Origin of the sequence: Pectobacterium wasabiae CFBP 3304, from assembly GCF_001742185.1 — a bacterium.
GTDB lineage: Bacteria > Pseudomonadota > Gammaproteobacteria > Enterobacterales > Enterobacteriaceae > Pectobacterium > Pectobacterium wasabiae.
This window is the reverse complement of sequence record NZ_CP015750.1, coordinates 2,811,935-2,824,259: the sequence shown is the minus strand read 5'-3', so window position 1 is coordinate 2,824,259 and position 12,325 is coordinate 2,811,935. Positions and strand designations below refer to the sequence as shown.

Genomic DNA, 12,325 nt, shown 5'->3' with positions numbered 1-12,325 from the left:
AGTCAGCCCTCCACCTCGGTCTGGAACTGGCCGGCTTCGACGCGGAAATGAATACGGCTGACGGGTTCTCCCGCCGACAGTCGTTGCAGCAGTTGTAGTGATACAGGTGGCAGTAATGCCCCATCAATCACCGATTCGAGCATACGCGCCCCGTTTTCGCTGCGGTTTGCCAACCGGAGAATTTCTTCCGGCACCTCGTCCTCGATGATGACCTCCGCACTAAAGCGCTGTTGCAGCAGAGAAACCAGACGCGACAATTTACCCTGTACGATCTCGACCATGGTGGCATGCGCCAGCGGCAGATAAGGGATGACTTCCATACGCGCCAAGAGTGCAGGTTTGAAGAAAGCCGCCAGCTCAGGATAGAGCGCATCCAGCAACACATCCGACTGCTCGGCGTAGTTCACGATCGTCTGGAACCCGAGATTGGACGTTAGGAAAAACACCACATTGCGGCAATCGATGACCCGGCCTTCACCGTCGGCCAGTTCACCTTTATCGAAGGCCTGATAGAACAGATTCAGGACATCCGGGTGCGCTTTTTCCACTTCATCCAGCAGTACCACGGAATACGGTTTCTGGCGGATCGCTTCGGTCAATACGCCACCCTCGCCAAACCCGACGTAGCCCGGCGGCGAACCGATCAGGCGTGAAACGGTATGTTTCTCCTGATATTCCGACATGTTGATGGTGGTCAGATAGTTACGCCCGCCAAACATCAGGTCGGCAATCTGGACCACGGTTTCCGTTTTACCCACGCCGCTCGGCCCCACCAGCAGGAAAGCGCCCAACGGACGCCCAGGACGACGAAGATCCGCACGTGCGGTCAGCAAATGTTTATGCAATTGAGCAATCGCCAACTGCTGTCCTTTAATCGTCTCGCCCAGGAATTCAGGCAGGCGCGTGACGATATCCATTTCACCCTGCGAGATTCGGTTAAGCGGCACGCCCGTCCACTCGGCAATCACGGCGGCAATCTGTGTTTTATCGACGTGAGGGGATACCAGCACGGAGGATTGTTGCAACGCTTCCAGCGCCTGTTCACAGTCTGCCAGTTCCGCCGCCGCCGACACGGCATCGAAATCAGCAGTTTGCTCTTCATCCAGCAACGCCGTGCGCAGTTCAATTACGCGCTGAACCTGTGTTTTCTGTTGCAGCCAATCGGCCTCCAACTGTACCAACTGTGCCGCGCCAGCTTCGCGGGCGTCACGCAGTTCCACTAACCGCTCTTCGGTATTGCCCAGACCGATGCGTGCCTGACGCTCAAGCTGGGTGATTTCCATTTCCTGCTGGCGCAGACGGGTCTGTAGCTGGCTGACGGCACGCGGTGGCGTCGTCAGGTTAATAGCTACGCGCGCACTCGCGGTATCCAGCACGTCAATCGCTTTATCGGGGAGTTGGCGACCGGAGATATAACGCGCCGACAGTTGCGCCGCCGCCTGAAGCGCATCTTCATCAATCAGGACGCCATGTGCTTTTTCATAGATACCGCGCAGCCCACGCAGGATCACCGTGGCTTCTTCCGCGTTCGGTTCACCGACTTTGACGAGCTGGAAGCGGCGAGAGAGCGCAGCGTCCTTCTCGACATATTTTTTGTATTCGCTCCAGGTGGTTGCCGCGATGGTACGCAGCTCGCCGCGCGCCAGCGCAGGCTTGAGCAAGTTGGATACATCCAGCCCGCCAGCCTGATTGCCCGCCCCGATTAGCGTATGCGCTTCATCGATAAATAGAATGATCGGGCGTGGCGCATCCTTCACTTCCTGCATCACACCTTTGAAGCGTTTCTCAAATTCGCCTTTAACTGACGCACCCGCCTGCATCGCCCCCAAATCGAGCGTAAGCAGCTCTACATCTCGTAATCTTTCCGGCACGGCACCCGCCACAATACGCAGCGCCAACCCTTCGATCAGCGCACTTTTACCAACGCCCGCTTCCCCCACGACAATCGGGTTGTTTTTACGACGACGGGAGAGAATATCGATCATCAGATCGATTTCGTGGTCGCGGCACAGCACCGGATCCAACTGCCCTTGTCGGGCAGACTCCGTCACGTTTTGCGTGTAGCGCGAGAGCTGAGTGGTCGCTGCTGCCGCCTGCTCCGCCGTAGCGGAGCGTACCGCCACTTCTGTTTCAACGGAATCCTTGACCCACTCATCAAACTGCTGGCGTAAAAGCTCACGATTAATCTGCGCCAGCGGGCGAGATACCGCCCCTGCCACATAGCGGTTTGGCGTCATCAGCAAAACCAGCAACAATATGCCGCTGCGCAGACGCACGTGCTGAAACTCAGCCGAGGCCAGCAGCCAGCTATCCTGTAACCACTCCACCAGCAGAGGGGAGAATGAGGGATAGCCCGCCTCAAATTCTTTATCCACGGAGGAAGGCAACAGCAGCGCAGACAGTTCATCCGCATCAACGCCCGCACGTTTGAGGATCTGCCGCACATCACACAGCGGCGTTTCCAGCATTTTCATCAACAGGTGCTCAATACGGATTTCCGCACCCTGATGCTGAATACAGAGTGCCGCCGCTTCTTCCAGCATATGACGGCACACGGGGTTGAGTCGTTCAACCAGTGTCGGCAGTTCAATTCGAATCACGGTGTAGCTCCTGTTATTGTAATAATTCTCCCAGTTGACGCAGTACGTCCTGGGTCTGATGAGTAAGCTGGTAACGGTACAGGCCGAATGCGGCCACCAAGGCGACACACACGCCGATAAACAACGTGCGCAATGACACCTGCCTACGCAGTTGATAGCGCGAGGCCTGCTGTCCCAAATTCAGGTGAAATACCGTTGGCGCATTCGTAGGTTCAGGGCGCAGGGTGTCATGTAGCTTACTCACGACGCGATCCAGCTCCTCACGCCCTTGAGTCATCACCCGATAGCGCCCTTCAAAGCCCAGACAGAGGCAGAGGTAGATAAACTCCAGAATGTCGCGATAGCGGGTGGGATCGTCCAACAGCTTCTCTAGCAGGACAAAAACCTTTTCGCCCCCCCAGGTCTCATTATGAAAACGAGTCAGCAGAGAATGTGCCGACCACATGCTTTGTCCGCCCCACTCCCGCCCCATCACGGCTTCATCAATAAATGTGCAGAGGATGTAGCGGAAGGACAGAATCACACCGTTCTCATAGCTGTGAGAGTGCAATTCCTGCTCGATAGCCTGAACTTCAGATACCACACGCTGATAGAGATCCTCCACACCCTCATAGGCAGAGAGCTGACGTACCCGCTCCACCATGCCCAACAGCGGTGTAACGGCATCAATCATCGGATTAATGCTTTGTCCACGCAGGCGGAACCAGTAGTCGGAATCCATATCCAACTGTCGGGCGTGGTCAAAAAGCAGATCGCCCAGTTGATCGTTTTTAATAACCTCGATGCTCATCTCTTTCTCTCCTGACTACTGACCGCGGATGGCCCAAAGCTGCATATCCAGTTCCGGGAATTCGCCAGCAATGTGGAACGCCAACGTATTGCCAGATACCAGCACCTGCCAGGCGGGGCTTTGCCTATCCAGTTGGAAATAGCTGTAGCCCGCGTGGTAAGGCAATTGACGCGGCGCAACCGGCAGCGGCAGCAGTGGAATACCAGGCAGTTGTAGGCTGATCAGTTCGCGGATCTTCTCGCTGGAGGCAATCTTCGTTTGTTGCAGCAGTTGTTTACGCAGATGCTCTTGCGGCATACGCGCGCGTACCGCCAGAACAAACTCGGCGCTGGCCATCAATTCCGCATCGCCGACCATCGCCACCATCACGCCATACGGCTGTTTCTTCAGTTGGATGGAAACAGCACGCGGTGACAGTACGGTGCTCAGGGCTTGACGCAGCGCCATCATCAGCGGCTCAAAGCTGGCCTGCTGATGTTCATGACGATAGGCAGGGAATTCAGGCGGCAGACGCGACTCATCGGTAAACGTCATCAGTTCACCACACAGCTCGACCAACGCCTCGTGCAGGCGTTCTGGATGTAGCGTGCCAAGGCGTGCCAGATGCGACAATCTGGGCTGGGCGCGGTTAAGCAATTGCAGCATCATGAATTCCGCTACGTCCGCCACGCCCTGTTGCCCCGGTGCGGCAATGCGCTGCGCCAGACTGCGCGCACGTTCAGCCACCAGACCGGCGGATTCTCCCAAAAAGCGTTTTAAGGCGGGGATCGCGGTAACGCTGATGCTGCATGGCATAAAATTAGGATCCAGGATCAAACCGCCGTCAGGGCGTTTATCCAGAATGTTGGCAATCGCCAGCGAGGCATAGGCGCTGCGATCGTCACGATCGAGCATCAGCCGCAGGCTGACCTTGCCAACCTCCAGAGAGACGATATCGCCGCCGTCGCTGTGCAGATCGCGCACATCATGCCGATGTGATTGCAAACGGCTGGCGATCCCCTGCCCCGGTTGACCCACTTCACTGACGCCATTCACCGCCAGCGGTAGTGCCAGATACACTTTCTGGTTTGCCAGCGCAACGTCGGTGATCTCCAACGGCAGCGGCAGGGCGTCATCGCCCGGAATATTGAACACGGTGCCGTCAGGCATCACCCCGCTGGCGTTAACCAGCGCGATGCGGCCAAAATTGAGGTATTCCTCATTAATCTCCAGCGATTGCAAGCCATAAAAATAATCACTCAGTGCGCTGAGACGCGCATGCAATGCGTAATCGGTATGTCTTTGCTGCTGTTGAAAATGCTGCGGTTTAATGAACAAACCTTCCCGCCAGATAATGCGATTGCGACTCGACATAATTATTCTTCTTCTTGGTCTTTTTTGATTTCGACTTCATCCCGGCGCAGGTGCACGAGGATCTGATACGTTTGCCCGACATTTTTCAGCTTGATCACCTTGCGCCATTCCGCACTTTCCGAATCCGCATAGCGGGCGACCACGCCGAGGTAGTGCACCTTTTCATCCAACGCTTCTGGCGGCAGGTATTTGAACTGCCCCGGCAACAGCGTGTAGTCCTGATGACTGATGTAATTCTTGGCCAGCGCCTTTTCGATATCCGTCGTTATCTGGTCATAATCGGTGGCTAACAGACGAGAATCTTCCGCCAGCAGAACCAGTTGGAATTCGATAGGGGCGGCTTCACCGCTTTCATTCGGGTTAACGTCCGGTTCCGCCAGTAGGCTAAAACCCACGGTAGAAGGCTGATGATTGTTGCTGCCTATCTGGATATCCGGATTCGCCGCGACCTGCGCCATCTTGCCCAGCGTGGAGCACCCCGACAGCACGACCATCAGCGAACATAAGCAAAATGCCCGCAGCATCATTTTTGCTCCTGCTGTTGGCGCACGGCACGGTCATACGCCTGCGCATACACCTGATGGAACAGTTTCTGGAAACCTTGCTGGCGTGGCGACGTCAATTCTCGGTAGTAGTGCTGATACATCTGCCATGCCCAGCCGTCATCCGCCGCCAGTGGTTCACCACTACGGCGATAGTGCTCAAAGCGGCTGAGCAGCGCGTCTGGCGAAAAGGCCTGAAGAATATTTTCCAACGCCGCTGCAATCGCTTGATGATTCGCGATGTGATGCACCCGCACATTGTTCAGCACTTCTTCCACCGCAGCCGGTGCAGACAAGTGAACCGGGCTTTTCCCTTCGGCAAACAGCACCGACAGCGTATCCGCATAGCCCAGTCCCAGACGCAGCGGGTTATCTTCAATCGGGCGTAAATGCGTGTCCGCCAGTGCGGCCTGTTCCGTCTGCAATGTCAGCAGTCCTTCAACCATCGCACGCAGGCTTTTCCCCATTTCTTCCAGCATTTCACGCAGGCGAGCATCATCACCCGGCTGAAGCGACAGCCCCAGCCCACGCATCAACGGAGCCAGCAACGTGCCATCGCTGTACCCTTCCAGCCCTTCTCCCGCGTAGGGGGTATTGATGCTCGGTAATTCGACAAATTTCTGATCCATGGTGTCCTCAACAGCAGAAAAAGAAGAAAGAGAGGTCGTGAGCGATTGTCCGCCCCTCTCACTGTCTGATGGCAATAGTGGCTGGCTCTGTTCTTTCTGTAGCGCCCACAGCGGGTCATTCAGCACGGCCGCGGTATCTGCACTCTCTGCCGTTCGCCCTTTTTTCTTTTCACTTAACCAGCCGCCCAACACATCGTCCGTGCGCAGCCCTAACACCTGATCGATATCCTGTTCCGTCGTGGGATCGCCGATGTAAACGCCCAGCCGGAAAGGCCCAATCACCAACTCATCGCCGTGCGACAAAATGACGTTGCGATCCCGCCCAATCGGCGACAGCGAACCGTTAATAAAAGACTGCCCGCTCAGATCGCATAGACTGAAATAACCATCGGTCATTTCGATACGTGCATGCGCGGGTAACACCGATCCCAATCGATCGCGTAGCTGCCACTGATCTTTTTCCGAGGCACCCAGCGTGCCACCGAGGTGATCGAACTGATGCTGCACCTGAGAATTGATATCGAGCTGCTCACTGTTGAGCACAACCAACGTGAGTGGATGGGTTACGTTCACATTTACTCCTGCACACAAATCGTCACATAGGGATCCGCTGGCGGCTGCCCGAGAAAGCTGCTCCACCCCAAACGGCTGCTCTGCTCACTGCCCAGGCTCAAGCCCTTGGCTTCATCTTCTGCAAACCCAAGACGTAGATCCCAAGCCAACTGATCGCGAAGAATGAAAGAGACAAAACGCACCAGCGGCTGAAAATGTTCGCCGTTGGGTAGAAAGCTGAGAAAGCGGTTAAAGCTGAGATTGCCGATCTTGAGCAAGAACTTGCCGGCACAATCATTCACTTTGTCACCGATGACAAAATCACCGCCCAGCATCATGTTTCCTTTTCCCAGCCGGTTCTGCTGCCCTTCATGAATGGGAACACGGCGGTGCTGCCAGGCCAAAACGGCGACGTCATCCAGATCAAAACAGTGAATAACCAGACCCGCGACGACCTCCGGGGAGCGGCTGGGGCTTGCCAACACCCCGGCGTAGGAAAGCATCTTGGCGCGGTTAACCGGCAGGCTGTCACGCACGGCATCGTTGCCCAAGCCCACGAGCGCGAACATCAGACGGGAGAATCCATCCTCCCCCTCATTCTGAAAGCGGACGTGATAGCGATATTTCCGCCATGCGCGATGCAACAGCGTGAGTAAGCGGTGATGAAAGAAATCGAGAAACACGCCCAGCTTCTGTTCGCCCTGTGCGTATTCCCAGGCCAGTTCTTCGAGGTAATAGCCGGGCATCGGCGACTGACTACCGTGCAGGCCCAGAAACGCGACTTCCAATTCCTGACGACCCTCTTCATCACACCCCACCTGCAAGATATCGCTGGGGTGAAAACCGATGGAGGCCGTGGAGCGAAAGCGCAGACGTTCCTGTTCAGGGCGAAAATCCAGCTCTTGTTCCAGATCCACGCCTTCCAACTGGTTGAGTAGTTCCACCAGTTGGAAAAAATTGAAGCGTGAGACATCCTGACGGAACGTTACATCATTGAGTGTTGACCTATCTGTACCGGCCATCGGTAGCGCTCCTTGTTATCGATGTTGACCACTTCCAACAGGTGGAAAGCGTTGACGCTGGCGTATAGCGAGAAAAAGTGCGCCAGCACCGTGCTAAACAGGTACAGTTCTCCTTCACTGGAAAACGCGGATTGCCGTACAGACAGGATTGATTTCAAGCCACGAACCGGCATCCCCTGAACCAGACGATCGATAGGCGTGGTTTCGATAGACTCGATACCCGCCAGACGCTTACGCGAGGCTTGTTCCGCCTGCTTGTCGTGTAGCGCAGGAAAATCGTAGGTACGCAGAATCTGTACCAACGCATCACGCCGCAGCAGCGACACATAGTTCAGCGACAGGTTGGAGATCAGCGTCCAGTGCAGGCTGCCATCCATCGCAGGCCGCAGTGGCCGCGTCGGCCGTAGCAAATTACGAAACGTCGCAAAAGACGGTGAATTACCGGCTGGTACACAAATCGCCCCAACGGGTAGTTGTGCCGCACGCGACCGATTGGTACAGGTCAGCGTCACCGAGATGGATTCATCCAAATCAATGACTTCCCGCTCATCGCCACGCACAAAAGAGAGCATGTGTTCAAAACCATTGCCGTTCACTGCTTCTCTTATCCGAATACGGTAATAAAGCGCCAATCGCCCTTTAGCTCGCTCGATTTGGTGCTGAAAGCTCTCAAAAGGCTGATACGTGCGTGGGATACCCCGAGCACGGCCTGAATTGCCTTCAACCCACCCTTCAACCTTATCCACAGAGAAGATTTCAAAGCTATCGGCGTTGCGGTAACTGGCCTTCAGCGGGTAGTCCGTCTGGCGTCCACTCAGGTTGATCGGCTCACTATCGTGTCGGAAGAGATTGATCGCAGGCACACAGTTGAGCATGAATGAATCAGGGCGGATCTTCAGCTCCGCCGGCAACGGACGATCAAAGCAAAAATGCAGACGGAACTCCGTTACCGTCAGCGGGAGATCCGGCCATACCGCGCCAGCAAGTTGGAAAAAGAGAAAACTTTCAGGAAAGCAAAAGTATTCCTGCAGGATACGGTAGCCCGAATAGACATTGCCGGGGTACGGCAATAGCGCGTCTTCTCGCTCGAAGCCGACCGTCTTCAGCACGCTGGCCTCTTGACGGAAGCGTTGGCCATCGACTTCCAGCTCAATATGCGACAGTTGGCTGGCGATCCAGAAATAGAGTTCGTAGGCCGTATAGGTATCACCGCCCAGATAAAAGCGCAGCTTGTCGAGTTGCAGATCGCTTAGCGATAACGGGCCATGCAACCCAATATCCAGCGTAATGGTGGAAAGATCGTTACCGCTTTGTACTTTAATCTCGCGGATATCCGCCGGATAAATCCAGATATCGTGACAGGTCTGAAAATGGCAGACCACATCATCAATCGGCAGGCTATCGAGCTCACAGCCGCGCTCAACAAATGCGGGCTGTGCAATCGCACCGGGATGCACCGAAAATTGCATCATCGTCATGCTCGGTACTGGACGCAGGTAATTAGGCCAGAGCATGCCCAGCAGACCGTGTGTCAGTTCCGGAAATTCATCCTCGATCTTCGCCCGCAGGCTCCCTGTCAAAAAGGCGAACCCTTCCAGCAGTCGCTCAACGTCTGGATCCGTGGTTTGTTCTGACAAAAATCGGGTAAGCTCAGGGTGCGCCTTGGCGAATTCGCGCCCTTGCAGGCGCAAGTAAGTCAGCTCATCCCTGAAAAAATGTTCCAGTGACATAATCAGATCATTCTGTAATGGCGGTGGCTATCCATATGGATATTGAAAGAGGCGACCTGCTCTAGGTCTTCCAACCTAACCCGAGCGGTAACCTGAAACGACATCTCCATCGGATTCGATAAATAGTCCGATGTGTCGACATCCACATGAACAATTCGAGGTTCAAAGCGACAGATACACTGCCGGATCGCCTCCCGGATTTTCCCTCGAATGTCCGCACCACCCTGCGTCGCGTCATTAAAATCAATCACGCCAAGCTCAGGTGCGCTGCGACAATTTCCGGGCCGGGTGTTGAGCACATTGTCCAGTTGACGCTTAACGGACTCGATCAGTGCTTCAACTTCCGTTTCAGGGGAGGAACGACGCTCCTCCCCACGGATACGATCAAACAGACTTGCCGCGTTTCCCCTTTCCCAGGCAGAAAGAGACGGCATAAGTCTTATTCCTTATCCAAGCGCCCTACCAGCGACAGCTCAAAGTTTGCCCCCATGTACTTGAAGTGCGGACGCACAGACATAGTGACCTGATACCAACCTGGTTCTCCTTCCACATCCAGCACTTTGATTTGTGCAGCACGCAGAGGACGACGGCTACGGACATCTGCCGGCGGGTTTTCCTGATCGGCGATGTACTGTTTAATCCAGGTATTCAACTCACGTTCAAGATCCTGACGCTCTTTCCATGAGCCAATCTGTTCACGCTGAAGCACTTTGATGTAGTGCGCCAGACGGTTGATGATGAACATGTACGGCAGTTGCGTACCCAACTTGTAGTTGGTTTCCGCTTCTTTGCCTTCCTTGGTGTTTGGGAACACCTTCGGTTTCTGCACTGAGTTAGCGGAGAAGAAGGCAGCATTGTCACTGTCTTTACGCATCGTCAGCGTGATAAAGCCTTCTTCAGCCATTTCATATTCGCGACGATCGGTGATCAACACTTCAGTCGGGATCTTGGCCTGAAGTTGCCCCATGGCTTCATAAACATGCACTGGCAGGTCGGTAATCGCCCCACCGCTCTGCGGACCAATGATGTTCGGACACCAGCGGTATTTCGCGAAGCTGTCCGTCAGCGCCGTTCCCATCAGATAGGCGGTATTGCCCCACAGATAGTGTTCGTGATTGGTGCTGATATCTTCCTTGTAGTTGAAGCCCTTAATCGGGTTCTCTACCGGGTCATAAGGCAGACGAGCCAAGAAGCGCGGAGCAGTCAGTCCCAAATAGCGACCATCTTCAGATTCACGCAGCGAGCGCCATTTCGTGTAGGCAGGGCCTTCGAAAACGGATTTCAGATCTTTGATGGAAGGCAGATCGGTAAAGCGGTCTACACCAAAGAAGGTCGGAGCAACGGAAGAGATGAACGGTGCATGCGCCATCGCGCCAACGGCGCTGACATACTGCATCAGTTTGATGTCTGGTGAGCTTTGCGTCAGCGCATAGTCACCGATCACGCCGCCAATAGGCTGGCCGCCGAATTGGCCGTAACCGCTGGAATACACGTGCTTATAGAAGCCAGACTGTGAGATTTCAGGAGCAAACTCAAAATCTTCCAACAGTTCTTCTTTTGTCGCATGCAACACCAGCAGTTTGATGTTTTCACGGAAATCGGTGCGATCGATAAGCAGTTTCATTGAACGCCAGGAAGATTCCAGTTCCTGAAGTTCTTTCGCATGCAGAATCACGTCAATCTGCTTGCTGAGCTTTTTGTCCAGTTCGACGATCATGCTGTCGACCAGCGCTTTATTCACGGGTTCTGCTGCATTACCGCTATCAAGAATGTTAGCAACCAGCGCGGCAATACCCTGTTTAGCCACGCTGTAGCCTTCATCAACCGGGCTGATACGTGCTTGAGCCATGATATCATCAAGCAGCGATCCTGAGGCGCTGGCAGCCCCTGCCTGGGCCTGTTCTTCAACTATTGACATATTGTTTCCCTATTTCGTCAATATACTCGTCATACTTCAAGCTGCATGTGCTTAGTGTATGAATATCAATTATTCGGCGGGTTTGACCAGATCGAGCTCTTTGAGAAGCTGCTCTCTGGCTTCTTCGCTGGACAACAGATCCTGCAAACGATTACGGAATGAGGGAATATTGCCGAGGGGGCCTTTCAGCGCGACCAACGCCTCACGTAAATCAAGCAGTTTACGTAATTCAGGCACTTGTTGGGCGATGCGGTCAGGAGAGAAATCATTCAAGCCAGCAATACTCAGTTTCACTGGCAGGTCGTCTTGGCTCTCTTCTTCAAGGCGATTTGGCACACTGAAATTCAGTTCCAGATTGGCTTCTTTCATCACGGAGGTAAAATTGTTCTTATCGATCGAGACAGTCTGACGTTCTTCGATCGGCGTTTCCTCTGTGCGCCCTTTCATATTTCCCACGATCATCAGCGTCAGCGGCAATTCTATTTCCGCCTGCTGACCACCAGTGGCCGGAACATATTTGATATTAATACGTTCCTTTGGTGCGACAGATGCACCATCAGTTCCTTTTGCCATGTGTCTATACCAACGTAAGGGCACTCGGGCCCGGAGAAGTAAAGTCGATTCCTACCAAAACCCCACCATAATCCATAAGCACGGCAGCGACTCGGCAAACAAATAGCGTATTTGTTTTTCGACCAGCGAGATGAAATAAATTAAAACCGAATTAAAAAACCATAATAAAACCGTAATTTTACGATTTACATCGGTGTGGAAGACTCACACCAAGAAGGAAGTTAAATACATTCATATTTTGAGTTTGGATCATACACACAACACAAACGCATGGTCAACGCTTATATAGGAGAGCAAGTAAAGAGAACAGCTAAAACAAAAAATAAATTAAAAACAAATACATAGAAAAACATTAAGTAAAAAAAACCACAAAAAAAGAGAGTAAACCACTGAGTTTCAATTAACGGAAAAAGAATATATTTCGTGCCTTTTAATTTCATTAGAAACGAAATACTTAGTTAGCTAGTAAATTAATAGGGTTACAAATAGCCCATTTATTTTAATTTAGTAAAACTATTTACCCTCTATTTTTTACTTTTGTCAGAATAAACAACCTAATTACTTTACGGGATTATTTTTTTATTAAGAAATAAATATGAGATAGTTTAGCAAGCAT

10 protein-coding genes are annotated in these 12,325 nt (G+C 53.3%); all 10 read right to left on the bottom strand.

The features are described from left to right. Positions 1 to 2: 2 nt before the first annotated feature. The 10 genes from tssH to tssB all read right to left on the bottom strand — a co-directional run bounded on the left by tssH (position 3) and on the right by tssB (position 11,709). Positions 3 to 2,600, bottom strand: coding sequence for a type VI secretion system ATPase TssH (gene tssH, locus A7983_RS12775; RefSeq protein WP_005972072.1), 2,598 nt, complete (start codon positions 2,598 to 2,600; stop codon positions 3 to 5). A 13-nt stretch (positions 2,601 to 2,613) separates the two neighbouring features. Beyond that, positions 2,614 to 3,390 carry a type IVB secretion system protein IcmH/DotU gene (gene icmH / locus A7983_RS12770; RefSeq protein WP_005972070.1) on the bottom strand — a complete coding sequence of 259 codons (777 nt, stop codon included), beginning with the start codon at positions 3,388 to 3,390 and terminating at the stop codon, positions 2,614 to 2,616. A gap of 15 nt (positions 3,391 to 3,405) precedes the next feature. Beyond that, positions 3,406 to 4,743 carry a type VI secretion system baseplate subunit TssK gene (gene tssK / locus A7983_RS12765; protein ID WP_005972068.1) on the bottom strand — a complete coding sequence of 446 codons (1,338 nt, stop codon included), beginning with the start codon at positions 4,741 to 4,743 and terminating at the stop codon, positions 3,406 to 3,408. A 2-nt stretch (positions 4,744 to 4,745) separates the two neighbouring features. Continuing rightward, on the bottom strand, positions 4,746 to 5,267 hold the full coding sequence (gene tssJ, locus A7983_RS12760) for a type VI secretion system lipoprotein TssJ (RefSeq protein ID WP_039478034.1): 522 nt from the start codon (positions 5,265 to 5,267) through the stop codon (positions 4,746 to 4,748). Further along, a complete protein-coding gene (tagH, locus tag A7983_RS12755) occupies positions 5,267 to 6,487 on the bottom strand; it encodes a type VI secretion system-associated FHA domain protein TagH (protein WP_005972064.1) in 1,221 nt (406 codons plus the stop codon). The genes tssJ and tagH overlap by 1 nt, the downstream gene beginning before the upstream one ends. 2 nt (positions 6,488 to 6,489) lie before the next feature. Then, positions 6,490 to 7,488 carry a type VI secretion system baseplate subunit TssG gene (gene tssG / locus A7983_RS12750; RefSeq protein ID WP_039478032.1) on the bottom strand — a complete coding sequence of 333 codons (999 nt, stop codon included), beginning with the start codon at positions 7,486 to 7,488 and terminating at the stop codon, positions 6,490 to 6,492. Beyond that, positions 7,452 to 9,218, bottom strand: coding sequence for a type VI secretion system baseplate subunit TssF (tssF, locus tag A7983_RS12745; protein ID WP_005972062.1), 1,767 nt, complete (start codon positions 9,216 to 9,218; stop codon positions 7,452 to 7,454). Before tssF ends, tssG begins: the two co-directional genes overlap by 37 nt. Positions 9,219 to 9,220: 2 nt before the next feature. Further along, complete coding sequence (gene tssE / locus A7983_RS12740; RefSeq protein WP_005972060.1) at positions 9,221 to 9,652, bottom strand: type VI secretion system baseplate subunit TssE; 432 nt, start codon at positions 9,650 to 9,652, stop codon at positions 9,221 to 9,223. Positions 9,653 to 9,657: 5 nt separating this feature from the next. Further along, the gene (tssC, locus tag A7983_RS12735) at positions 9,658 to 11,136 is read right to left on the bottom strand and encodes a type VI secretion system contractile sheath large subunit (protein ID WP_005972059.1); all 1,479 of its coding nucleotides are present in this window, start codon (positions 11,134 to 11,136) and stop codon (positions 9,658 to 9,660) included. 69 nt (positions 11,137 to 11,205) lie between these two features. Further along, on the bottom strand, positions 11,206 to 11,709 hold the full coding sequence (gene tssB, locus A7983_RS12730; protein ID WP_005972057.1) for a type VI secretion system contractile sheath small subunit: 504 nt from the start codon (positions 11,707 to 11,709) through the stop codon (positions 11,206 to 11,208). Positions 11,710 to 12,325: the final 616 nt, after the last annotated feature.